General features: G+C 67.0%; 17 protein-coding genes and 1 pseudogene. 12 read left to right on the top strand and 6 right to left on the bottom strand.

Annotated features, from left to right (window positions below; all coding sequences use genetic code 11):
* Positions 1 to 241 precede the first annotated feature (241 nt).
* Complete coding sequence (locus ACQR2C_RS31205; RefSeq protein ID WP_315803822.1) at positions 242 to 607, bottom strand: DUF1304 domain-containing protein; 366 nt, start codon at positions 605 to 607, stop codon at positions 242 to 244.
* 93 nt (positions 608 to 700) lie between these two features.
* Positions 701 to 3,496, bottom strand: a complete 2,796-nt coding sequence (locus ACQR2C_RS31200; protein ID WP_315803821.1) for a [protein-PII] uridylyltransferase — start codon at positions 3,494 to 3,496, stop codon at positions 701 to 703.
* Between the two features lie 244 nt (positions 3,497 to 3,740).
* Between ACQR2C_RS31200 and ACQR2C_RS31195 the strand changes: the two are divergent.
* The 3 genes and pseudogenes from ACQR2C_RS31195 to ACQR2C_RS31185 all read left to right on the top strand — a co-directional run.
* Positions 3,741 to 4,095: pseudogene (locus tag ACQR2C_RS31195) on the top strand (ABC transporter ATP-binding protein); the annotation flags it as partial.
* 57 nt (positions 4,096 to 4,152) lie between these two features.
* On the top strand, positions 4,153 to 4,668 hold the full coding sequence (locus ACQR2C_RS31190) for an OsmC family protein (RefSeq protein WP_315803820.1): 516 nt from the start codon (positions 4,153 to 4,155) through the stop codon (positions 4,666 to 4,668).
* A 214-nt stretch (positions 4,669 to 4,882) separates the two neighbouring features.
* A complete protein-coding gene (locus ACQR2C_RS31185) occupies positions 4,883 to 5,689 on the top strand; it encodes a hypothetical protein (RefSeq protein WP_434882841.1) in 807 nt (268 codons plus the stop codon).
* A 327-nt stretch (positions 5,690 to 6,016) separates the two neighbouring features.
* Here the strand turns inward: ACQR2C_RS31185 and mutS are convergent, their stop codons facing one another.
* Positions 6,017 to 8,749 carry a DNA mismatch repair protein MutS gene (gene mutS, locus ACQR2C_RS31180; RefSeq protein ID WP_434839909.1) on the bottom strand — a complete coding sequence of 911 codons (2,733 nt, stop codon included), beginning with the start codon at positions 8,747 to 8,749 and terminating at the stop codon, positions 6,017 to 6,019.
* A gap of 363 nt (positions 8,750 to 9,112) precedes the next feature.
* Between mutS and pcaF the strand changes: the two genes are divergently transcribed.
* From pcaF to ACQR2C_RS31150, 6 genes are all read left to right on the top strand, one after another.
* Complete coding sequence (gene pcaF, locus ACQR2C_RS31175; RefSeq protein ID WP_434882840.1) at positions 9,113 to 10,321, top strand: 3-oxoadipyl-CoA thiolase; 1,209 nt, start codon at positions 9,113 to 9,115, stop codon at positions 10,319 to 10,321.
* Between the two features lie 132 nt (positions 10,322 to 10,453).
* Positions 10,454 to 11,347 (top strand): dioxygenase, encoded by an 894-nt coding sequence (locus ACQR2C_RS31170; RefSeq protein ID WP_434882839.1) that lies wholly within the window; start codon positions 10,454 to 10,456, stop codon positions 11,345 to 11,347.
* Positions 11,348 to 11,407: 60 nt separating this feature from the next.
* Complete coding sequence (locus ACQR2C_RS31165; protein ID WP_434874601.1) at positions 11,408 to 12,472, top strand: phosphotransferase; 1,065 nt, start codon at positions 11,408 to 11,410, stop codon at positions 12,470 to 12,472.
* A 250-nt stretch (positions 12,473 to 12,722) separates the two neighbouring features.
* The gene (locus tag ACQR2C_RS31160; protein WP_434882838.1) at positions 12,723 to 13,889 is read left to right on the top strand and encodes a PspA/IM30 family protein; all 1,167 of its coding nucleotides are present in this window, start codon (positions 12,723 to 12,725) and stop codon (positions 13,887 to 13,889) included.
* A gap of 22 nt (positions 13,890 to 13,911) precedes the next feature.
* Positions 13,912 to 14,562: an OB-fold-containig protein gene (locus ACQR2C_RS31155; protein ID WP_434882837.1), complete on the top strand. Its 651-nt coding sequence runs from the start codon at positions 13,912 to 13,914 to the stop codon at positions 14,560 to 14,562.
* Between the two features lie 35 nt (positions 14,563 to 14,597).
* The gene (locus tag ACQR2C_RS31150) at positions 14,598 to 16,292 is read left to right on the top strand and encodes a flotillin family protein (protein WP_315803813.1); all 1,695 of its coding nucleotides are present in this window, start codon (positions 14,598 to 14,600) and stop codon (positions 16,290 to 16,292) included.
* A 263-nt stretch (positions 16,293 to 16,555) separates the two neighbouring features.
* Here the strand turns inward: ACQR2C_RS31150 and ACQR2C_RS31145 are convergent, their stop codons facing one another.
* The 3 genes from ACQR2C_RS31145 to ACQR2C_RS31135 are packed head-to-tail and all read right to left on the bottom strand — an operon-like array spanning position 16,556 to position 19,746.
* A complete protein-coding gene (locus tag ACQR2C_RS31145) occupies positions 16,556 to 18,112 on the bottom strand; it encodes a DHA2 family efflux MFS transporter permease subunit (protein ID WP_315803812.1) in 1,557 nt (518 codons plus the stop codon).
* Between the two features lie 4 nt (positions 18,113 to 18,116).
* On the bottom strand, positions 18,117 to 19,274 hold the full coding sequence (locus tag ACQR2C_RS31140) for an HlyD family secretion protein (RefSeq protein WP_434882836.1): 1,158 nt from the start codon (positions 19,272 to 19,274) through the stop codon (positions 18,117 to 18,119).
* Positions 19,267 to 19,746: a MarR family winged helix-turn-helix transcriptional regulator gene (locus ACQR2C_RS31135; RefSeq protein ID WP_315803810.1), complete on the bottom strand. Its 480-nt coding sequence runs from the start codon at positions 19,744 to 19,746 to the stop codon at positions 19,267 to 19,269. The genes ACQR2C_RS31140 and ACQR2C_RS31135 overlap by 8 nt, the downstream gene beginning before the upstream one ends.
* Before the next feature lie 174 nt (positions 19,747 to 19,920).
* Between ACQR2C_RS31135 and ACQR2C_RS31130 the strand changes: the two genes are divergently transcribed.
* The 3 genes from ACQR2C_RS31130 to ispG all read left to right on the top strand — a co-directional run bounded on the left by ACQR2C_RS31130 (position 19,921) and on the right by ispG (position 22,894).
* A complete protein-coding gene (locus ACQR2C_RS31130; protein WP_315751916.1) occupies positions 19,921 to 20,412 on the top strand; it encodes a Fur family transcriptional regulator in 492 nt (163 codons plus the stop codon).
* 225 nt (positions 20,413 to 20,637) lie between these two features.
* Positions 20,638 to 21,591, top strand: a complete 954-nt coding sequence (locus ACQR2C_RS31125; protein ID WP_434847482.1) for a DMT family transporter — start codon at positions 20,638 to 20,640, stop codon at positions 21,589 to 21,591.
* A gap of 13 nt (positions 21,592 to 21,604) precedes the next feature.
* Entirely contained in the window at positions 21,605 to 22,894 is a 1,290-nt protein-coding gene (ispG, locus tag ACQR2C_RS31120) for a flavodoxin-dependent (E)-4-hydroxy-3-methylbut-2-enyl-diphosphate synthase (RefSeq protein ID WP_316215289.1), read from the top strand.
* The last annotated feature ends 224 nt before the right edge of the window (positions 22,895 to 23,118 follow it).

The following is a 23,118-nucleotide window of genomic DNA, read 5'->3' as shown; positions in this document are numbered from 1 at the left end:
AGTGTGGAGGAACGGCTTGGCGGACGCAAGGCGAGGGGAGCGCGGGTGGGGCGGTTCCGCGGGGCGGGGGCGTGTGCTGATTTCGTCGCCTTTAGGCGAGAGCATTGGCCTGATGGTTCGAGACGCGCCGCAAAGGCGGCGCTCCTCACCATGAGGGTGGAGATTGCGCCGCGAATTCCGCCCTCGTCCTGAGGAGCCCGCCGGAGGCCGGCGTCTCGAAGGACGGCCGCAAACTCGATGGTCAGCCCGCGAGCCAGACCAGCACGAGGCCGATCGCGGCCGGCACGCTCTGGATGAACAGGATCTTGCGGCTCGCGGTGGCCGCGCCGTAAAGCCCGGCGACCAGCACGCAGAGCAGGAGGAAGATCTTGATCTGGAACGCGAAGGCCGGCGTCGGGTGGGCCAGGCCCCAGAACAGGCCGGCGGCGAGGAAGCCGTTGTAGAGGCCCTGATTGGCGCCGAGCACCTTGGTCTGCTCCGCGCGCTCCGGCGTGTTGTTGAACGCCCTCAAGCCGGCCGGCTTGGTCCAGAGAAACATCTCCAGCACGAGAATGTAGACGTGCAGCAGGCCGATCAGCCCGACGACGATGTCTGCAATCAATGCCATGGTTCGGCTCCCCCAAGCCTGCGTGGGCCGGCGCTGGTGCCGGTCCCCTTCTTCAAATCGGCTCCGAGCGGCTCAGGGCCGCGCGATGGTCCTTCATGCCGCCGGTTGAGCGGCCGCGTCGTCGTTCGCCAGCAGATGCAGCAGCGCGCTCTTGATCGCGGCCTGCCGGGTCGGCGCGTTGATCTGCGCGCCCAGGAGGTCGGTGACGTAGAACACGTCGCGGGCGCGCTCGCCGAAGGTGGCGACATGGGCGGAGGCGATGTTGAGGTTCAGCTTCGAGATCGCCGTCGTCAACTCGTAGAGCAGGCCGGGGCGGTCGAGGCCGGAGACCTCGATCACCGTGTAGAGCTCCGACCACTGATTGTTGATGGTCACTTCCGGCTCGACCGAGAACGCCTTGTGCTGCTTGCCGCGCGTGGTGCGCCGCGCCACCGCGTCGGGCAGCCGCAGCTTGCCTTCCAGCACCTGCTCGATGGTCTCGCCGATCCGGGTCGCGCGCCGGCCCTCGTCCTCGTCGCGCTCATACTCGCGGGAGATCGCGATGGTATCGAGCGCGCGCCCGTCGGTCGTGGTGTAGATCTGGGCGTCGACGATGTTGGCGCCGGCCGAGGCGCAGGCGCCTGCGATGATCGATAGCAGCCAGGGGTGGTCCATCGCGAAAATCGTCAGTTCGGTGACGGCGCGGGCCGGATCGAAGCCGACATTGATCGCGAGCTTGTGTCCCGCATCCTCGCTCGATCGCACGAAGCGGGCATGGCGGATCTTGCGCGGCAGCTCGACCTTGAGCCAGTAGGCCGGATAATGCCGGCCGATATAGGTGTTGAGCTCGTCGTCGGGCCAGTCGGTGAAGGCGTTGCGGAATTCGGCCTGCGCCGCGGTAATGCGCTTGGCGCGGTTGACCTCGGAGAAGCCGCCGGTCAGCACCGGTTCGGTCTCGTAATAGAGCGTGCGCAGCAGTTGCGCCTTCCAGCCGTTCCAGACGCCGGGGCCGACGCCGCGGATGTCGGCGGTGGTCAGGATGGTCAGCAGCTTCATCTGCTCGACGGACTGCACCACCGCGGCGAAATTCTCGATCGTCTTGCGGTCCGACAGGTCGCGCGACTGCGCCACCGTCGACATCGTCAGGTGCTCCTCGATCAGCCAGGCGACCAGCTCGGTGTCGGCATTGTTGAAGCCGAGCCGCGGGCACAGCCGGCGCGCGATCTTGGCGCCGGCGATGGAATGATCCTCGGGGCGGCCCTTGGCGACGTCGTGCAGCAGCACGGTGATGTAGATGACGGCGCGGTGCTCCGGCCGGATCTTGCGCATCAGGTCGGAGGCCAGGGTGAACTCGTCGATGCCGCCGCGCTCGATCTCCTGCAGGAAACCGATGCAGCGGATCAGGTGCTCGTCGACCGTGTAGTGATGATACATGTTGAACTGCATCATCGAGACGATGCGGCCGAAGGCGCGAATGAAGTGGCCGAGCACGCCGGTCTCGTTCATCCGCCGCAGCACGACCTCGGCATCGTTGGAGGTCAGGATCTCCATGAACAGCCGGTTGGCCTCGGGATCGTCGCGCAGCTCGGTGTTGATCAGGTTCAACGAGCGCGTGACCGCACGCATCGCGTCGGGATGGAAGGCGAGGTTGTTCTTCTGCGCCAGCCGGAAGATGCGGATCAGATTGACCGGATCGTGCTTGAAGACGTCGGGCGCGGCGAGGTTGATGCGGTTGTTGTCGACGATGAAGTCGTCGCTCTCCGGCACGCGCCGCCAGGTCGAGCCGGTGGTCAGGCGCGAGATCATCCGGCTCAGCACCGGCGCCGGCTTGGCCTGCTGGTCCTCGAGCTTGGCGCACAGGATCGCGGTGAGATTGCCGACCTCCTTGGCGACCAGGAAGTAGTGCTTCATGAAGCGCTCGACATCCTGCATGCCGGGATGGCTGGTGTAGCCCAGCCGCACCGCGATCTCGCGCTGCAGGTCGAACGACAGCCGTTCTTCCGGACGCCCGCTGACGAAATGCAGGTTGCAGCGCACCGACCACAGGAAGTCCGCGCAGCGCCGGAAGGTGCGGTATTCATGCGCGTCGAACACGCCGCGCTCGACCAGCTCGGCGGTCTCGCGCACGCGGTAGACGTATTTGGCGATCCAGAACAGCGTGTGCAGGTCGCGCAGGCCGCCCTTGCCGTCCTTGACGTTGGGCTCGACCAGGTAGCGCGACTGGCCGCCGCGGCGATGCCGCTCCTCGCGCTCGGCGAGCTTGGCGGCGACGAATTCGGCGGCGGTGCCCTGCACCACCTCGCTGTCGAACCGCGCGACCAGCTCGTCATAGAGCGGCCGGTCGCCCGCGAGATAACGCGTCTCCAGGATGGCGGTGCGGATGGTCATGTCGCCGCGCGCCTGGCGGATCGACTCGTCGACCGACCGGGTCGCGTGGCCGACCTTCAGCCCCATGTCCCACAGCGAATACAGGATGGCTTCGGCCACCTGCTCGCCCCATGCGGTCTGCTTGTAGGGCAGGATGAACAGCAGATCGATGTCGGATTCCGGCGCCATCAGGCCGCGGCCATAGCCGCCGGTGGCGACCACCGCCATGCGCTCGGCGCCGCTCGGCACCTGCGAGCGATAAAGGTGCTGGGTGGCCGCGGCGTAGAGGATGCGAATGATCTCGTCCTGCACGAAGCAGAGCTGCTCGGCGCAGCGCCGGCCGTGGCGGTCCTTCAGCAGTTGCGCCTGGGCCGCCGCGCGCGCCTTGACCAGCTCGGCCTTGAGGAATTGCACCACGGCCGCGCGGAACATGTCCTCGCGTCCCGAATGCTGCGCGGCCAGCGCGTCGACCGCAGCCGCGATACCGGCGCTGTCGAAATCGGAAATGCTATCAGGGTGGGAATGGGGGGCGACGCTGTCCATGGCTGCAACCGGATATCGAACAAGGCCTGTGCTGTCACGAAACTTCCAATGCAACAATCGATCCATGCTGTCATCGGTGGTCACGGGATGATGATCGTTCTGAACCGCGCCGTCGAAAGGAAAAGCAATTCTCGCGCGCTTCCGGAATAAACTATTGTAATAAAAGAGAGATTTCCGAGGCTCCAAGGGAGCTGCGACGGGTGATTGTCGGGGCCGCGGATTTGCTGCGGTTGCGGCCGTGGTTCTACTGGGGGGCGACGCTTTACGCGCGGCCGAGCCGGTGAATGAGGTCTGCGGCGCGCGTGCGCTCTGCCGCGACGAGCCGTTCTCGGCGCTCGACGCCCTCACCCGCAAGGACCTGCAGGATCATCTTCTCGATCTCTGGACTCGTGCTGGCCGACCGCGTGCTGGTGATGCGGCCGCATCCCGGCCGGCTGTTCGAGGAGATCACCATCAATCTGTCGCGGCCGCGGGACCGCAACGCGCCCTTGTTCGACCACTTCAAGCGCCACGTGCTAACCGCGCTGGACCGCTCGCTCGACCGGACGATGCCGGACGCGCAGGGCAGGGGTGAGCCCGGCGGCGGCCTGTGGTGGTGACAGCGGCAGCCGGTCCCGGTACATCTCGTCTGAAATAAATCCGGGAGAGAACGACAAATGGATGCTGCCGAGCTGCGCGCCATGCAGGCGCCGATCAAGGAACGCTACAAGGCCGACCCGTCCGCCGCCGTGATCACCTTGAAGGCCAAGGGTGAGGTCGGGCAGGAGGGGCTGACCTGCAAGCTCGAGACCGGGCGCGCGCTTGCCGTGGCTGGTCTGCATCCGGGAACCGGCGGCTCCGGGCTCGAGCTGTGCTCCGGCGACATGCTGCTGGAGGCGCTGGTCGCCTGCGCCGGCGTCACCTTGAAATCGGTCGCGACCGCGGTCGAGGTGCCGCTCAAGAGCGGCCATGTGCTGGCCGAAGGCGATCTCGATTTCCGCGGCACGCTCGGCGTCGACAAGGAGGCCCCGGTCGGCTTCCAGGAGATCCGCCTGCGCTTCGAGGTCGACACCGACGCCCCGCAGGACAAGCTCGACCTGCTGCTCAAGCTCACCGAGCGCTATTGCGTGGTCTATCAGACCATCAAGAACGGCCCGAAGGTGTCGGTCAGTCTGAAGCGGGTGGCGGCGTAGCCCTTCGTTCATTCTGTGTCCCGCCGTTGGTGAGCGCGAGCCGGCGAGGCGCGCTCGGTCTGCGCCTCCCCCGCGCGCGGGGGAGGTCGCATCGCAGATGCGAGGCGGGTGGGGGAATTCTCTCCACACGACGTGCACCACCCGAGCCGCGCCCCCACCCCGGCCCTCCCCCGCAAACGGGAGAGGGAGCCCACCGCCGCTGCGGCATGAGCTGATGTCCCTCGATCCTTCCTTCCTGCTGCTGCTGCTGGCCCTGCGCATGGCGATCGCGGCGTCATTCGTGGTCTCGGCGTCGATGATCGCCGAGCGCACGGGACCCGTCATTGGCGCGCTAGTCGCGACCCTGCCGATCTCGGCGGGGCCGACCTACGTGTTCCTCGCGCTCGACCACGACGCCGCCTTCATCGCGCAGGGCGCGCTGACCAGCCTGCCGATCAATGCCGCGACGATCTTCCTCAGTCTCGCCTATGCCGTGCTGGCGCAGCGCCACAGCGTGGGGGTGGCGAGCGCCACCGCCGTCGCGGTGTGGCTTGGTCTCGCCGCCCTAATCAAGAGCGTCGAGTGGACACTGTCGATGGGCATCGCTGCCAACGTCGTGACCTTTGCGATCTGCCTGCCGCAGCTCGCGCGCTACCGTCATGCAAAGATGCCGCTGATCACACGGCGCTGGTACGACGTTCCCTTACGCGCCTCGCTGGTCGCGACGCTGGTTGCGACCGTGACCTCGGTGTCGGGCTGGGCCGGCCCGAGCGTCTCCGGCATCCTGGCGCTGTTTCCGATCGTCTTCACCTCGATGATGCTGATCCTGCAGCCGCGCATCGGCGGACCCGCGACCGCGGCCGTGCTGGCCAACGGTGCCTGGGGCCTGATCGGCTTCTCGCTCGCCGTCGTCGTGCTGCATCTCGGCAGCCTGCATCTGGGCGCTACAGTGGGATTGAGCGGCGCGCTCGCAACCTGCGTCGGCTGGAATCTCGGCCTGTGGTGGCTGGGTCGGCGGAAGGCGGCGAGGCGGGTCGCGTAGGGTCGGCAAAGCGCAGCGTGCCCACCACTCTGCGCCACGTGCTCGACATGGTGGGCACGACGCTGCGCGTCTTTGCCCACCCTACGGCTCTCTCCGCCGTCATTGCAAGCGAAGCGAAGCAATCCAGGGCTCAGGTGGGACTCTGGATTGCTTCGGCGCGGGGGCGCCTCGCAATGACGGACAGTCTGGAGCAGCCGCCTCCCAGCCCACCGCCGTCATTCCGGGGCGCGCGAAGCGCGAGCCCGGAATCCATTGGGCCGCGTGCGCTGACGAGAGATGGATTCCGGGTTCGCGCTGATGCGCGCCCCGGAATGACGGAGAAACAAATCAGTTGCGCGGCAGCTTCGCCTTCAGCCGATACAGCGCGTCCATCGCCTCGCGCGGCGTCATCTCGTCGGGATGCAGCGCCTTGACCGCGGCGATCAGCTCTTCCGCTTCCTTCGACATCGCAGGCTCCACGGCCGCGCGCGACGGCACCGCGAACAGCGGCAGGTCGTCGACCAGCGCACGCGCGCTCTGGCCGCGGTCCTGAGCCTCCAGCTTCGCCAGCACCGATTTGGCGCGGCTGATCACCGCCGGGGGGAGACCGGCGAGCTTCGCCACCTGAATGCCGTAAGAGCGGTCGGCCGAGCCGGGCAGCACCTCGTGCAGGAACACCACGTCGCCCTGCCATTCCTTGACCCGCACCGTGGCATTGAACAGCCGCGGCAGCTTGGCGGCGAGGGCCGTCAGCTCATGGTAATGCGTCGCGAACAGCGTGCGGCAGCGGTTGCTCTCGTGCAGATGCTCGATCGCCGCCCAGGCAATGGAGAGACCGTCGAACGTCGCGGTGCCGCGTCCGATCTCGTCGAGGATCACCAGCGCGCGCTCGCCGGCCTGGTTGAGGATCGCGGCGGTCTCGACCATCTCGACCATGAAGGTCGAACGTCCGCGCGCGAGATCGTCTGCGGCGCCGACGCGCGAGAACAGCCGGTCGACGATGCCGATGCGGGCGCGGCTCGCCGGCACGAAGCTGCCGATCTGCGCCAGCAAGGCGATCAGCGCGTTCTGACGCAGGAAGGTCGATTTACCCGCCATGTTCGGACCGGTGAGCAGCCACAGCTGGCCGCTCTTGTGTCCCGGCGTCGGCGACAGGTCGCAGGAATTGGCGATGAACGGCTGACCCTCGCGCTTCAGGGCCTGCTCGACCACCGGATGGCGGCCACCTTCGATGGCAAAGCCGAGCGAGCCATCGACCTCGGGCCTGACGTAGTTGTCGTCGACCGCGAGCTTGGCGAGGGCGGTGGCGACATCCAGCATCGCAAAGCCATGCGCGGCGGCGCGCAGATCGTCGCCGATCGCGAGCGCGGCCGCACACAGCCGGTCGAAGATCTCGAGCTCGAGATTGAGCGCGCGCTCGCCGGCATTGGCGATCTTGGCCTCGATCTCGCCGAGCTCCGACGTGGTGAAACGCACCTGGCCGGCCAGCGTCTGGCGATGGATGAAGGTCGCGTTCAACGGTGCCGTCATCAGCTTGTCGCCGTGCTGCGCGGTGACCTCGACGAAATAGCCGAGCACGTTGTTGTGCCGGATCTTGAGCGCCTTGACGCCGGTCTGGTCGGCGTAGCGCGCCTGCATCGAGGCGACGACGAGCCGCGAGGCGTCGCGCAGATTGCGCGTCTCGTCCAAGGTCGCATCATAGCCTGATCGAACGAAGCCGCCGTCGCGCTTGATCAGCGGCAGCTGCTCGTCGAGCGCGCGGGCGAATTCGTCGGCCAGCGCGCGCGCCGGCCGCGCCAGCGCGGCCATCACCGAGGCGATCTCCTGCGGCGGCTGGTCGAGCGCCGACAGCCGCTCCAGCGCCTGGTCGGCGGCGAGGATGCCATCGCGTAGAGCGGCGAGATCGCGCGGGCCGCCGCGGCCGACCGAGAGCCGCGCCATCGCGCGGGTCATGTCGGGCGCGCCGCGCAGGATCGAGCGGATGTCCTCGCGCGCGGCGCTATCGGCAACGAAAACGTTGACCGCGTCGAGCCTTCGCCCGATCTGCGCGGGCTCGGTCAGCGGCGCAGCGAGGCGTTGCGCGAGGAGGCGCGAGCCGGCCGAGGTCACCGTGCAGTCGATGGCGTCGAGCAGCGAGCCGCGCCGCTCGCCGGCGAGCGTGCGCGTCAATTCGAGATTGGCGCGGGTCGCCGGATCGATCGCCATGGTGCTGCCGGTCGCCTCGCGCGCTGGCGGCGCCAGCGGCGGGCGCTGGCCCACTTGCGTGCGCTCGACATAGGTGACGCAGGCAGCGGCGGCGGTCGCCTCCAGCCGCGACAGCACCGCGAGCCCGTCCATGGTCGCGACCGCGAAATAGTCGCACAGCCGCCGCTCTGCGGTGGCGCCGTCGAACACGTCGCGGGTCAGCGGCGTCACGGCGGTGAGCTCGCGCAGCACAGGCTCGAACGCCGCGTCCGAATACAGCGCGTCGGAGACGATGACCTCGTTCGGGTTGATACGGGCCAGCGTCGCCGTGAGCTCGGCAAAGGCACATTCGGTGACGATGAAGTCCGAAGTCGAGATGTCGATCCAGGCGAGCCCGAGCCGGTCGCCGCCGGACGAGCCACGGCTGCGCGCGATCGCCAGCAGATAGTTGTTGGCGCGCGCGTCGAGCAGATTGTCTTCCGTCAAGGTGCCTGGCGTCACCACGCGCACCACGCCGCGCTTGACCACGCTCTTGTTGCCGCGCGCCCGCGCCGCCGCCGGATCCTCCATCTGCTCGCACACGGCGACGCGGATGCCTTGCGCGATCAAGCGATGCAGATAGTCCTCGGAGCGCTCCACCGGCACGCCGCACATCGGGATATCCTGGCCCAGGTGCTTGCCGCGCTTGGTCAGCACGATGCCGAGCGCTTTCGAGGCGACCTCCGCATCCTCGAAGAACAGCTCGTAGAAGTCGCCCATCCGGTAGAACAGCATCAGCCCCGGATGCGCTGCCTTGATGTCGAGATACTGCTCCATCATCGGCGTGAGCTTGGCCGGCGCCTCGGCGGGCGCGGTGTCAGGCGGAACCGGGGCGGAGATGGGTTGCTGGATCGTCATGGCGCGGAAACTAGCCAATTTGCCCGGACGGTCCTACCGCTTTGCAGGCGATGTCCCGGTTTTCCACGATGAGCGGTGCCTGCTGTCGCACCTCCCCCGCTTGCGGGGGAGGTCGTATCGCATCGAAGATGCGATACGGGTGGGGGAAATTTCTCCTCACGGGGATTCTCGCTTGGGGCGGCCCCCACCCCAACCCTCCCCCGCAAGCGGGGGAGGGGGCGCACCGCTCGCGTTGAGAGAGCGTCGCATACGACAGCGCCGCGCATGCCACCCCGCGCTCCCGTCATTTGACCTGCCTCCATCGCACTCCTAAAACCGCCGTCAATTCTTGATCAGAAACACCGATATCCCCGGGAGAGAGCGATGCGAGACGTGTTCATTTGTGATGCGGTGCGGACTCCGATCGGCCGCTTCGGCGGCGCGCTGGCCAAGGTGCGCACCGACGATCTCGCGGCCACCCCGCTCAAGGCGCTCAAGGCGAAGCATCCCAATCTCGACTGGGCTGCCGTCGACGAGGTGTTCTTCGGCTGCGCCAACCAGGCCGGCGAGGACAACCGCAACGTCGCGCGCATGGCGCTGCTGCTCGCGGGCCTGCCGGATTCCATTCCCGGCCAGACCTTGAACCGTCTCTGCGCCTCCGGTCTCGACGCGGTCGGCGCGGCGGGACGTGCGATCCGCGCCGGCGAGGTCGATCTGGCGATCGCCGGCGGCGTCGAATCCATGACGCGCGCGCCGTTCGTGCAGGGCAAGGCGACCGAGGCGTTCTCGCGCTCGGCCGAGATCTTCGACACCACGATCGGCTGGCGCTTCATCAATCCCTTGATGAAGCAGCAGTATGGCGTCGACTCCATGCCGGAGACCGGCGAGAACGTCGCCGAGGAATTCCAGGTCTCGCGCGCCGACCAGGACGCGTTCGCGATCCGCTCCCAGCAGCGCGCCGGAAAGGCGATCGCGTCGGGCTATTTCGCCGCCGAGATCACGCCGGTCATGGTGCCCGGCGGCAAGGCCGGCCCTGTGACGGTGGACAAGGATGAGCATCCGCGCCCCGAGACCACGCTCGAAGCCCTCGCCAAGCTGAAGCCGATCGTGCGCAATCCCGGCACCGTCACCGCCGGTAATGCGTCCGGCGTCAATGACGGCGCCGCCGCCATGATTCTCGCCTCGGAAGCGGCGGTGAAGAAGCACGGCCTCACGCCCCGCGCGCGCGTGCTCGGTCTCGCCTCCGCCGGCGTGCCGCCGCGCATCATGGGCATCGGCCCGGTGCCGGCGGTGCGCAAGCTGATGGAGCGGCTCGGCTTGAAGATCAGCGATTTCGACCTGATCGAGCTCAACGAGGCGTTCGCCTCCCAGGGCATCGCCTGCCTGCGCCAGCTCGGCGTCGCCGAGGACGCCGATTTCGTCAACCCGCATGGCGGCGCCATCGCGCTAGGACACCCGCTCGGCATGAGCGGCGCGCGCATCGCGATGACCGCGGTGCACGGCCTTGAGGTGCGCGGCGGCAAGCGTGCGCTGGCCACGATGTGCGTCGGCGTCGGTCAGGGCGTCGCGCTGGCGGTCGAGATGATCAACTGATCCCAAACCCTCATCCTGAGGAGCCCGCCTCTTGGCGGGCGTCTCGAAGGATGAGGCCCGGCACTGGCCTCATGGTTCGAGACGGCGCTTCGCGCCTCCTCACCATGAGGGGAAACAGCGGAGAGCGCCGCCATGACCATCTCCCGCGAACAGGACGTCACGCCGGCCGTATTGGCGGTGATGGAGCCCACCGAGAATCCGCGGCTGCGCGAGATCATGGTGTCGCTGATCAAGCACCTGCACGGCTTCGTCCGCGATGTCAGGCTGACCGAGGCGGAATTTCGCGAAGCCGCCGCCATCATTGCCGAGCTCGGACAGCGCACCAACGACACGCATAACGAAGTCGTGCTGATGGCCGGCTCGCTCGGCGTCTCGCCGCTGGTCTGCCTGCTCAACAATGGCGATGGCGGCAACACAGAGACGGCGCAGTCGCTGCTTGGCCCGTTCTGGCGGCTGAATTCGCCTGTTACCGAGAACGGCGGCTCGATCGTGCGTTCGGCGACGCCGGGTCCGGCGTTGTTCGTGCACGGGCGCGTGGTCGATCCGAAGGGCGCGCCGATTGCCGGCGCCGAGGTCGACGTCTGGCACGCCTCGCCGGTCGGCTATTACGAGAACCAGGATCCGGAGCAGGCCGACATGAACCTGCGCGGCAAGCTCGTGACCGACGCCGACGGCCGCTTCTGGTTTCGCTCGGTGATGATGGTCGGCTACCCCATCCCGACCGACGGCGTCGTCGGCCGTCTCCTGAAGGCGCAGGGCCGCCATCCCTATCGCCCGGCGCATCTGCATGCGCTGATCGTCAAGCCCGGCTTCAAGGTCCTGATCTCGCAGGTCTACGACCCCAACGACCCGCACATCGACAGCGACGTGCAGTTCGGCGTGACCAAGGCGCTGCTCGGCAACTTCATTCGCCACGATGCGCCGCACCCGACGGAGGTCGATATCACCGCGCCCTGGTACTCGCTCGATCACGTCTACCGGATGGAAGCCGGCGACACCGTACTGCCGCGGGCGCCGATCAAGTAGCGCTCAACGACTTCCATGCTAGTGTGGGCCAGGCTGCAACCCTGAAGGGATAGCGCCCGCATGGCCTCAACCGACTTGCCCTCCGCTGCCGAGCCTGCCGCGTTGACGGCCACGATGCGCGACGCGGGCGTGCTCGATTCTGGCACGGTGTCGGATGTCACCGTGATCAGCGACCGCCCGATGCTGGTGTCGCGCATCATCCGTCTTGGGCTGACCTACGATGGCGCCGCGCCGGATGCGCCGAAGACGCTGATCCTGAAGACCCCGCTGCCGGCCTTTGCCAAGACGCTGTGGCAGGGCGGCCGCCACGAGGTCACCTTCTATCGGGAGCTGGCACGGGTCATGCCGCCGCGCCTCGTGCCGGGCGGCTTCGGCGGTGCCTGGGACGAAGGCGCCATGACCTGGCACCTGCTGCTGGAGGATCTCACCGACACCCATCGGATGGCGACACAATGGCCGCTGCCGCCGACCGTGCCGGACGCCGAGCGAATCGTGCGCGCGCTGGCGCGGCTGCATGCGGCGTGGTGGGACGATCCGCGGCTCGGCGTGAGCGTCGGTAGCTTCGCGACACCAGAGCAGACGGCGGCGAATGTCAGCGAGTTTGCCGGCCACTACGCGCGCTTCGCCGATCAGCTGGGTGACCGGCTGAGCGCAGAGCGTCGCGCCATCTACGAGCGTTTCCTCGCGGCCACGCCACAGCTTCTGGAGCGCTATCATTCGCGGCGAAATCTCAGCATCGCCCATGGCGATGCGCATGTCTGGAATTTCCTCGTGCCCAAGGCCGCAGGCAGCGATGACGTCCGTGTGTTCGACTTCGACCATTGGCGGATCAACGTGCCGGCGCAGGATCTCGCCTACATGATCGCGCTGCATCTCTTTCCCGAGCGCCGCTCCGTCGTCGAGCGGCCATTGCTCGACTGCTATCACGAGACGTTGGTTGCGCATGGTGTCACCGGCTATGACCGCGCGGCGTTCGATCGGGACTATCGTTACGCCGTGCTGTGGCACATCACCAAGCCGGTCTGGCAATGGGCGATCGAGATCCCGCCGCTGATCTGGTGGGCTCATCTGGAGCGCATCTTCCTCGCCATCGACGACCTCGGCTGCCGCGATCTGCTGGACTGATCGTCCCGACATCCACTGAGGTCGCTGCACGTCAGGCGTGTTCATCGCGACGTTGCACGTCAATGCCGTGCTTTTGGCGCTGCCGTTATCAGCCGTCTTAACGATCACCAGAGATTGTTCATCGGCCTTAAACCGCCGGCTGGGGGCGGCGCGACATATCTGCATGTGCACGGCGTTCGGCGTGGTCACGGAAAGGTGCGGCTCCCCGGGGGTAGAGGGTGGCTTGCGAAAGCACGAAAATAGTGCTTTGATGTTCCTCATGGCCGGAATTTACGATCAGGCTGTTCGCTACCGTCTCGTCCCCAACTCCGAGGCGCGGGCGGCGATCGAGGCGACCTTCGCCGATTATGCCCGGATGATGGACATGCTCGACGAGATCGCTGCCGCCAAAGGCATCGGCGCCAATCTGGTCGCGCTGCACGGCCATGCCTATGGGCCGGTCCGCAAGGCCACCCGGCTGCCCTCGCGCCTGGTCACGCTCGGCCTGCGCGACCGCGCCGCCTATCGCGCCGCATCGACCCCGCGACTGCCGCTCGACGACCGCCTGGTGAATGTTCGGGACGCCGGCACGCTGTCGCTCGGCACCGCCCTCGGCCGCTTCACCATCCCGTTCGAGGTCACCGGCTATGCCGCGGGCTGGACGCACGCGACGCCGGCGCAACTCGTCCGCACCGATAATGGCGACGTCGAAGTCCGTTTCGGCGTCACCGCCAGCTCACATCCGACCATCAGCCCAGGAAAGGACCACGTCATGCTCGCCGAACACGCGCCGGCTCCCGACACGCTCCTGTCACGCGCCGGGCGCCTCATCGCCGGCATCGCTTATGGAGCGATCGAAAAGGCCGAGGACAAGAATCGGGTCGCGCTGGTCAGCCAGGCGATCCGCGAGATCGAGCAGGCCGAGCGCGAATCGCGCGAGAGCCTGTCGCATGCGCGCGCCGAGGAATATCGGCTCAACGCCCGTCGCGCCGAGATCGAGCGCGAGACGACCGTGCTGGCTGAGCAGATCCGCGTCGCCATCGCCGAGCACCGCGACGATCTCGCCCGCGCCGGCATCGCCCGGCAGATGGATCTCGAAGCCCAGTTCGAGGTGCTGTCGAAGGCGATCGACGAGAATGCCGAGCGCGTCGATGCGGTGCTCACGACGCTGCGTGCGATCCTGTCGAGCCTGCAGGACGCGCAGGCGCGTCTCGTCGAGCTCGAGCGCAGCGAGGCGCTCGCCGAGCAGCCGAAGGCCACATCGCGCAAGTCGGGCGATACCGGCCTCGCCAGGGCCGCGCGCGCCTCCCGCGTCATCGCCCGCGCGACCGGCGTGGCGGAAGGCATCGCGCCGTCGCCCGACATCGACGAATTGTCGAAGCTGAAGCGCGACAAGGACATTGCCGAGCGGCTGGCACGGCTGAAATCGCAGAATTGAACGGGCAGGGGCGCGTCGTCCCATGACCATCGTCGACCATTTCATGCAACCCGAGGTGCGGCCGTTCGCGATCGCCGCCGTGATGATCGTGCTGGTCGGCGGCGTCGAGATCGGCTCGATGCTGATCGGCCTGTCGATCAGCGAGCTGCTCGGCCAGACCGTCGATCTCGGTCACGACGGCGACAGCACCAGCGTCGGTCACGTGCTGTCCTGGATCAATGTCGGCGGTGTGCCGCTGATGATCTGCATCCTGCTCGCGCTCGGCATCTTCTCGATCACGGGTTTTCTCATCCAGGATGCCGCGCGGCTGGTAGCGGTGGCGCTGCCGCCAACGGCCGCGGGCGTGCTCGCCGCCGTCGTCACCGTGCCGCTGCTGCGCAGCTCGACGCGCTATGCGGCGCGGCTGGTCCCGCAGGATGAGAGCTATGCGGTCGGCCTGTCCGATCTCGTCGGCCGCACCGGCGAGGTCGCCATCGGCCCGCTCGACGGCGGGCTGCCCGGCCGCGTCCGCGTCAAGGACGTCCACGGCAATTGGCACATGGTGACGGCCTCGGCCGCGCCGGACTCGCCTTCCTTGCCGGTGGGCGCATCGGTTCTCCTCGTCGACCGCAAGGACGGTCGCTTCATCGCGATCGCCGCAGCCGACGAGCTCACGAGCTCCAAGACACTTTAGCCCAAGACACTTTCCTCAACCCGAAAGTAAATCCCATGTTTGATCTGGTTCTGCCTGCGTCGATCGGCGTTGTGCTGCTGGTCGTTCTCGGCACTGTCTTTGCCGTTCTCTACCATCGTTCCACCCGCGACGAGGCGTTCGTGCGCACCGGCCTCGGCGGCAAGAAGGTGGTGCTCGACGGCGGCGCCGTGGTGCTGCCGATCTTCCACTCCATCGCGCGCGTGAATCTGAAGACGCTGCGGCTGCGCGTCGAGCGCTCGAAGAAGGATTCGCTGATCACCAAGGACCGCATGCGCGTGGACATCGACGCCGAATTCTACGTGCGCGTGAAACCCGACGTCGATTCGATCGCGCTGGCCGCGCAGACGCTCGGCGCCGTCACCAACAATGCCGAATTGCTGCGCGACCAGGTCGAGGCCAAGTTCGTCGACGGACTGCGCTCGGTCGCGGCGACGATGGAGCTGTTGGACCTGCAGGAGAAGCGCTCGGATTTCGTCAAGCACGTCCAGGCCGCGGTCGAGGCCGACGTGCAGTCCAACGGCCTGGAGCTGGAATCGGTGTCGCTGACCAAGCTCGACCAGACCGACATCTCGTTCTTCAACGCCGAGAACTTCTTCGACGCCGAAGGCCTCACTCTCTTGAAAACGGTCACCGAGACCCGCCGCCGCGACCGCAACGCGATCGTGCGCGACAACGAGGTCGCGATTGCGCAGAAGGACCTCGAGGCGCGCCAGCTCACCCTGACGATCGAGCGCACCAAGAAGGAGGCCGAGCTCAGCCAGGAGCGCGACATCGCCAACAAGACCGCGAGCACCCGCGCCGAGGTTGCGAGCGCCACCCAGACCGCGTGGCAGACCGAGGAGAATGCCCGCATCGAGGCGCAGCAGAAGATCGCCCAGCGCGAAGCCGAGGCATTGAAGGTGCGCGAGACCGCGGCGATCGAAAGCAATCTCGCGATCAACCGCCGCAAGACCGACGCCGACCGCGAGATCCAGATCGCCACCCAGGACAACGACATCCAGATCGCGACCAAGAGCAAGGAAACCTCGGAGGCGCGCGCGGTCGCCAAGGCGGCCGAGGCGCTCGCGGTCTCCGCGGAGGAAAAGGTGACGACGGCGCGCGCCATCGAGATCGCCGATCGCGAGCGTCAGACCGCGGTCATGGCGGCGCGGAAAGAGGCCGAGCAGCGCTCGACCGGCATCACCGTTGCCGCCGAGGCCGAGAAGCGCGCCGCGGTCGATCGCGGCGCGGCGGCGAAGACCCTGGCCGAAGCGGAGGCCGAGGCCAACAAGATCAAGGCCGTCGGCGTGCGCCAGATCGGCGAGGCGGAAGCCGCGGTGATCCTGATGAAGAACGAGGCGCAGAACAAGCTCGGCAGCAACGTGATCGATTTCGAGCTCGCCAAGCAGCGCATCGCGACCATGCCCGCCGCGCTCGGCGAGATGGTCAAGCCGATCGCCAACCTGAAGGACGTCCGCATCCTGCACACCGGTGGCGCCTTCGGCGGCAACGGCAATGTCGGCGCTGGCGGCAATGTCGGCTTCGGCGAAGGCCTCGCCGGCGAGCTGCTGCGCGTGCACGCGCTGAAGCCCTTGATCGACGAGATCCTGGTGCAGTCCGGATTCAAGCCCGGCGACGATCCGGTGCAGGCGCTGGCGGGTGTGATCGTGCCGGCCACGGAGACGAATACCGCTGCCGGGCCGAAGATCGAGCCACTGCAGAAGCCGTAAGCAAGACACATGAAAAGGGAAGCCCCGGGGCTGGGGGCGGCGCTGGAGGAGCCACCGCCCCCGCCCGGCACATCACGAGTGGGGCGCTCATGAGGTGCAGTCTCTGCGCGCAACTCATACGCAGAGAACCGAGTGGGGTGAACAGAAGATAGCCGGAAACGCGCCGGATTGAAGTTACAAATCCATCACGTCGTGGTCACCTTTTTGCTATCCCGGTCCCGCTGCGTCTCAACAGCACGCGAATTTTCCGTCACGGGGAAGCGTCACTCCATCACGGCGTGGTCGGCCGGGGCAGACTGGGCGCGCAGCGCGCTGCGCGTCGAGCCGATCATGACCGCGAGCGGGATCGACACCAGGATGAACGTCATGACCAGCTGGTAGTCGTGCGAGAAGGCCAGGATCTGCGCCTGCACCATGACCATCGCGTCGGCCATTGCGCGCCCGGCATCGGTGGACAGGTTCAGCAGGCCGGCGACATTGGGCATCTGCAGGGCGTGATTGAACGGATTGATGTGCTCGACCAGGATCGCGTGGTTGCGCCGCGTTCCCTCGGTGAGCTGCGCGATCGCGATGGAGATGCCGATCGAGCTTGCGACATTTCGCACCAGGGTCAGCATCGAGGTTCCATCCGTGCGCAACTCGCCCGGCAGCGTCAGGAACGCCACGGTCGACAGCGGCACAAAGACGAGGCCGAAGCCGAAGCCCTGCATGATGCTGATGGTGATGATCTCGGGCACGCCGGTCTGGTCGGTCCACGCCGTCATCTGGAACAATGACAGCGCCGTCAGCGCCAGCCCGACCACGATCAAGGTCCGCGCCTCGATGTAGCGCAGCAGGCGGCCGACCAGCATCATCGCGACGAAGGTGCCGCAGCCGCGGGTCGCGAGCAGGACGCCGGCGGTGATGATGGGATAGCCGATGACGTTCTGCAGATAGGGCGAGGACAGCGCCATGGTCGAGAACAGCACCAAGCCCATCACCGTCATGAACACGCAGCCGCCGACGAAGTTGCGGTCCTTGAACAGCGCGAACTGGATGAACGGCCGCTTCGTCGTCAGCGAATGCGCCAGGAAATAATAGAAGCCGACGCCGGCGACGATGAACTCGATGATGATCTCGTTGCTCTCCAGCCAGCCCTGATCCTCGCCGCGGTCGAGCGCGATCTGCAGCGAGCCGATGCCGATGGCGAGCGCGGCGAAGCCGAACCAGTCGAAGGTCAGCTCCGCGTTCGGCTTGGTTTCCTCCATGAACGCCATCAGGCCGAGCACGGTCACGGCGCCGAACGGCAGGTTGACGAAGAACACCCAGTGCCAGGAATAGGTCTCGGTCAGCCAGGCGCCGAGCGACGGCCCCATGATCGGGCCGAGCATCACGCCCATGCCCCAGATGGCCATCGCCTTGGCGCGCTCATGCAGCGCGTAGGAGTCGAGCATCACCGCCTGCGACAGCGGCACCAGCGAGGCACCGAACACGCCCTGCAGCAGGCGGAACAGCACCATCTGCGTGATGTCCTGGGCCAGCCCGCACATCACGGACGCGATGGTGAAGCCGGCCGAGCAGACGATGAAGGTGCGCTTGCGGCCGAAGCGGTTGGCGATCCATCCCACCGGCGCGGTCATGATCGCGGCGGCGACGATGTAGGACGTCAGCACCCAGTTGATCTGGTCCTGCGACGCCGACAAGGTGCCCTGCATGTAGGGCAGCGCGACGTTGGCGATGGTGGTGTCGAGCGCCTGCATGATCGTCGCCGTCATGGCGCAGATCGTCACCATGTTCCGGCGCAGGCCCGGAACCGCCGATGAGGCTGCCGGCGCGGTCATGACGCTACTCGTCCTTGTCCGCCGCGTGCGCCGATCCGAACAGCCCGGCCAGCGAACGCTCGTGCCCGGTGTCGATCGAGACGTTGACGCTCATGCCGGCCTTCAGCTTCGCGACGAACTTGTCGGACTTGTCGAAATGGATTCTGACGGGCACGCGCTGCACGACCTTGACGAAATTGCCGGTCGCGTTCTGCGGCGGCAGGATTGCGAACTGCGCGCCGGTGCCCGGCGACAGCGAGCCGACCGTGCCCTTGAAGCGGTGGTTCGGGAAGGCGTCGACGTCGAGCTCGACCGGCTGGCCGACCGCGACATAGGTGAAGTCGCTCTCCTTCGGATTGGCGTCGACCCAGGGATTGGCGATGTCGATCACCGAGAAGACCGGCGTGCCCGCGGTGACGAAGCGGCCGAGCTGGATCTGGTCGACCTGGGTGGCGATGCCCGGCATCGGCGCGCGCAAGGTGGTGTGGTCGAGGTCGCGCTGGGCATCGTCGAGCTTGGCCTTGGCTTGGACATAGGGCGGGAACTGCTCCAGCGGCAGCTCGGGATTGCCGAGCAGTTGCGTCCTGGCATTCGACAGCTGCTGCTTGATGAACTGCGCCTGCGCGCTCGCCGTCACCAGCGCGTTCGCGGCGTTGTCGAGGTCGAGCTGCGAGCCGAAATTGTTCTTGGCGAGCGTCTGCTTGCGCTCGACGTCCTTCTGCTTGAGCTCGATGCCCTGCTGGGCGAGGTCGAGCATCTGACCGTAGATCTTGATGTTGGCGGTGAGGTTGTCGTAGTTGGTCCGCGCCTGCTCCAGCGCCGCCTTGGCCTGGTCGACCGCCAGGCGATAGGGCACGGGGTCGATCTCGAACAGCTCGTCGCCCTTCTGCACCTGCTGGCCTTCCTTGACGACGACCTTGACGATCTTGCCGGAGATATCGGGCGTGATGAGCACCTTCTGGGCGCCGACATAGGCGTCGTCGGTCGTCACGTAGCGGCCGCCATTGAGATACAGCACGAGGCCGCCGATGGCGGCGACGAGCGGCAGCACGACCAGCAGCAAGGTGCGACGGTAGCGGCGCAGGAATCCGGGGCGCGCCGGCTTCGCGGCCGCGGCCGCGGGCGCCGCCGCATCCGGGCTGGCCTTCTGTTCAGGGGCGAGTTTCAGGGCGGGCTCAGCCATAGCGCTGTTCCTTTCGCTGCTCGTCGCACAGCGACTGCAGGGCGTTTCTCACGTTTTCCTTGATGGCTTCGAGATGGGTCATCAGCCGCTCGGCATCACCGGCGCTGATGCCCTGAAGGGCGGTGTCGGTCAGCTCGGCCTTGAGCACGCCGAGCTTGGCGAGCAGCGGGCGCGCGGCCTTCTTCAGATAGAGCCTGTTGACGCGGCGGTCGGTGTCGTCGCCGCGGCGCTCGATCAGCCCGGCTTCGGCGAGCTTGTCGATCAGCCGTGTCAGCGTGATCGGCTGCATCTCCAGCTGCTCGGCCAGCTCCGACTGCTTCATCCCCTCGTTGCGCTCGACCTTGGCCAGCACGGCCCATTGCGCGCGGGTCATGCCGAAGCGCGCGGCCTCCTTGTCGGCATAGGCGCGCATCAGGCGCTGCAGCTCGCCGAGCGTAAACAGGAAGTTGGCGTCCGCGGAGGTGCGGCTCATGGCGGTCTCGATTCGGGATCGGAGGGAACTAAGCTTTGGCTGTAATGAGCCTTGGATATAATAAGCAAGCTTATGAATATTTCATGTCCCCGCCGAGCGCACCCGCTCCGCCGCAGATGCATGGCTCGGCCGCGGCCTTTGGCGAGAGCGGCCCGAGATGCTAGATTGTCGCCAATGACCCTCGCAAAACCCACCTTCCCGGCGCCGGACCACGATCATGGCCGCTGCGCGGCCGATGCCTTGGACCATGCCGAGCGCATCTGCGCCCAGCGTGGCCAGAAGTTCACGCCGCAGCGCCGCCAGGTGCTGGAGGCGCTGCTGTCGAGCCACCGGCCGCTCGGCGCCTACGAGATCATCGAGGAACTCGCCAAGGTGGCCGCGCGGCCGGCGCCGATCACGGTCTACCGCGCACTCGAGTTCCTGATGGCCAACGGTCTGGTGCACCGCATCGAAAGCCGTAACGCCTTCCTCGCCTGCGCTCACGACCACGAACAGACCGCGCTGGTGGCATTCCTGATCTGCGAGAGCTGCGGCGCCGTGGGCGAGGTTCCGGCCGCGCCGATCGCGGAAAGCCTGAAGCTGGCTGCCGCGGCATCGGGCTTCACGCCGAAACTGTCGGTCGTCGAGATCACCGGGCTGTGCGCCCATTGCCAGAAGGCGGCGTGAGGTCGGTCACTGGAGCTCAAGTCGCACAGCTGTACACATGTGACCGACCGTCGTATGCGATGACCTTGCCGCGAGGCTGGTGCGCCCCTCTCCCCGCCAGCGGGGCGAGGTGACCAGTGCCGTTGCAGCAGCCACATCAGCCTCGTCTCGGGCGGATCGCGGCCACGCCGACCGCAGGTTCAATCGCGGTCCAACAAGGAAACGCTTTCGGGAGTCCACGTCCTCGTGTCCGCAACGCCCACCTCGTCCGCCGTGACCCGTCCCCTTGGCCCCGGCGCCATCGCCGTCATTTTCGTGCTCTGCATCTCCTGGGCCTTCAACCAGATCGCGGTCAAGCTGGCGCTGCCGGAGATTCCGCCGATGCTGCAGGCGACCTTGCGCTCGGCCGGCGCGCTGCCCGTGCTCCTGCTCATCGCCCGGGTGCGCGGCGTGAAGATGTTCGAGCGCGACGGCACGCTCGGCCCGGGCCTGATCGCCGGGACGATGTTCGGCGTCGAGTTCGTGCTGATCTATGGCGGATTGCTGCTGACGTCCGCCTCGCGCGCGGTCGTGTTCCTCTACACCGCGCCCTTCTTCGTCGCGCTTGGCTCCTACCGCTTCCTGGGCGAGCGGCTCGGCGCCATGCAATGGTCGGGCTTGGCGCTCAGCTTCGCGGGCGTGGCGCTCGCGATCGGCGTTCCCCAGGCCAATGTCGATCGAACCGTGCTGCTGGGCGACCTCATGGTGGTCGGGGGCGGGTTGCTGTGGGGCGCGACCACGGTCGTCGCGAAAGGCACCCGGCTCCGCTTCGCACCCCCGGAGAAGGCCCTTGCGTACCAGGTTGCCATGTCGATTCCGATTCTGGGGGCGGCCGCCCTGCTGGCCGGGGAACGGCTCCATCAGGTTCCCAGCCCGTTCGTGACCGGCCTGATGGCCTACCAGTCGATCTGGGTGGTCGGGGCCACGTTCACGATCTGGTTCGCGCTGATCAAGGCCTACTCGGCCAGCAAATTGTCGGCATTTACCTTCATCACCCCTTTATTCGGGGTGGTGGCGAGCTATTTCATCCTGCATGACGCCCTGACGCTGGCCTTTGGCCTGGCCGCCGTGCTTGTGATCGTTGGGCTTTTTCTCGTAAACCGCCCGAACCGCGTGGTCCTGGCCGCGACTGATCCATTGCTGAATGTCACCAAAACCTGATATCCGAGCGCCCATGAACAAGCCCGAGACACTGACCCAGACCGATGTCGCCGGACCCGCTCCCCGGCATCAGACCACCAAAGTCATGGTCGGCAACGTCGCCGTGGGCGGCGGGGCGCCGATCGTGGTCCAGTCCATGACCAACACCGACACCGCCGATGTCGAGCAGACGGTGGCCCAGGTCGCAGCGCTGGCGCGCGCCGGGTCGGAGATGGTCCGCATCACCGTGGATCGCGACGAGGCCGCCGCGGCGGTCCCGCACATCCGCGAGCAGCTCGACAAGCGCGGCGTCACCACGCCCCTGATCGGCGACTTCCACTACATCGGCCACAAGCTGCTGACCGACTATCCCGCCTGCGCCGAGGCGCTGGCGAAATACCGCATCAATCCCGGCAATGTCGGCTTCAAGGACAAGCGCGACACCCAGTTCTCGACCATCATCGAGCTCGCCAACAAATACGGCAAGCCGGTGCGCATCGGCGCCAATTGGGGGTCGCTCGATCAGGAGCTGCTCAGCAAGCTGATGGACGAGAACGCGGCCTCCGCAAACCCGCGCGATGCGCGCGCGGTGATGCGCGAGGCGATGGTGCAGTCGGCGCTGCACTCGGCGGAGCGTGCGCAGGAGCTCGGCATGCCGAAGGACCGCATCATCCTCTCGGCCAAGGTCTCGGCCGTGCAGGACCTGATCGCGGTGTATCAGGACCTCGCTGCGCGCTCCGACTACGCCATCCATCTCGGGCTCACCGAGGCCGGCATGGGCTCGAAGGGCATCGTCGCCTCCTCGGCCGCGCTCGGCATCCTGCTGCAGCAGGGCATCGGCGACACCATCCGCATCTCGCTGACCCCGGAGCCCGGCGGCGACCGCACGCTCGAGGTCCAGGTCGCGCAGGAGCTGCTGCAGACCATGGGCTTCCGCACCTTCGTGCCGCTGGTGGCGGCCTGCCCGGGCTGCGGCCGCACCACCTCGACCACGTTCCAGGAGCTGGCGCGCTCGATCCAGGACTTCATCCGCGAGGAGATGCCGGCCTGGAAGACGCAATATCCGGGCGTGGAAGCGCTCAACGTCGCCGTCATGGGTTGCATCGTCAACGGCCCCGGCGAATCCAAGCACGCCAATATCGGCATCTCGCTGCCCGGCACCGGCGAGGCCCCGGCCGCGCCCGTGTTCGTCGACGGCAAGAAGTTCCGCACCCTGCGCGGTCCGACCATCGCCGCCGACTTCAAGGCGCTGGTGATCGACTACATCGACCAGCGCTACGGCAGCGGAGCCAAGGCTGCGGAAAGCGTGACCGCGGCGGAGTAGGGGCGCCCGGATCTGAATCGGCGGCGCCTCCTGCCCCTCTGGGATGATTGCGCTGTGCTTCATATCGGTGCCCGAGCATCTGCTTATTAGTTTCTCCGTCATGCCCGGGCTTGTCCCGGGCATCCACGTCTTTCCCAGGATGCCGAACGACGTGGATGGCCGGGACAAGCCCACGGCTGTCCGGTTCAGCTTCCGCATATTGCGAGGCTCAACTGTTGTGGGTT

Origin of the sequence: Bradyrhizobium sp. HKCCYLRH3061 (assembly GCF_051168015.1) — a bacterium.
Classification (GTDB): domain Bacteria; phylum Pseudomonadota; class Alphaproteobacteria; order Rhizobiales; family Xanthobacteraceae; genus Bradyrhizobium.
The sequence above is the reverse complement of the archived record's forward strand: the minus strand, read 5'-3'. Positions and strand labels throughout refer to the sequence as shown.

Coding starts and splice junctions, on each gene's coding strand:
- ACQR2C_RS31150 (WP_315803813.1), top strand. CDS start 14,598: ATGTTTGATCTGGTTCTGCCTGCGTCGATCGGCGTTGTGCTGCTGGTC.
- ACQR2C_RS31200 (WP_315803821.1), bottom strand. CDS start 3,496: ATGGACAGCGTCGCCCCCCATTCCCACCCTGATAGCATTTCCGATTTC.
- ACQR2C_RS31170 (WP_434882839.1), top strand. CDS start 10,454: ATGACCATCTCCCGCGAACAGGACGTCACGCCGGCCGTATTGGCGGTG.
- pcaF (WP_434882840.1), top strand. CDS start 9,113: ATGCGAGACGTGTTCATTTGTGATGCGGTGCGGACTCCGATCGGCCGC.
- mutS (WP_434839909.1), bottom strand. CDS start 8,749: ATGACGATCCAGCAACCCATCTCCGCCCCGGTTCCGCCTGACACCGCG.
- ACQR2C_RS31165 (WP_434874601.1), top strand. CDS start 11,408: ATGGCCTCAACCGACTTGCCCTCCGCTGCCGAGCCTGCCGCGTTGACG.
- ACQR2C_RS31130 (WP_315751916.1), top strand. CDS start 19,921: ATGACCCTCGCAAAACCCACCTTCCCGGCGCCGGACCACGATCATGGC.
- ACQR2C_RS31135 (WP_315803810.1), bottom strand. CDS start 19,746: ATGAGCCGCACCTCCGCGGACGCCAACTTCCTGTTTACGCTCGGCGAG.
- ACQR2C_RS31185 (WP_434882841.1), top strand. CDS start 4,883: ATGTCCCTCGATCCTTCCTTCCTGCTGCTGCTGCTGGCCCTGCGCATG.
- ACQR2C_RS31205 (WP_315803822.1), bottom strand. CDS start 607: ATGGCATTGATTGCAGACATCGTCGTCGGGCTGATCGGCCTGCTGCAC.
- ACQR2C_RS31190 (WP_315803820.1), top strand. CDS start 4,153: ATGGATGCTGCCGAGCTGCGCGCCATGCAGGCGCCGATCAAGGAACGC.
- ACQR2C_RS31145 (WP_315803812.1), bottom strand. CDS start 18,112: ATGACCGCGCCGGCAGCCTCATCGGCGGTTCCGGGCCTGCGCCGGAAC.
- ispG (WP_316215289.1), top strand. CDS start 21,605: ATGAACAAGCCCGAGACACTGACCCAGACCGATGTCGCCGGACCCGCT.
- ACQR2C_RS31160 (WP_434882838.1), top strand. CDS start 12,723: ATGTTCCTCATGGCCGGAATTTACGATCAGGCTGTTCGCTACCGTCTC.
- ACQR2C_RS31140 (WP_434882836.1), bottom strand. CDS start 19,274: ATGGCTGAGCCCGCCCTGAAACTCGCCCCTGAACAGAAGGCCAGCCCG.
- ACQR2C_RS31155 (WP_434882837.1), top strand. CDS start 13,912: ATGACCATCGTCGACCATTTCATGCAACCCGAGGTGCGGCCGTTCGCG.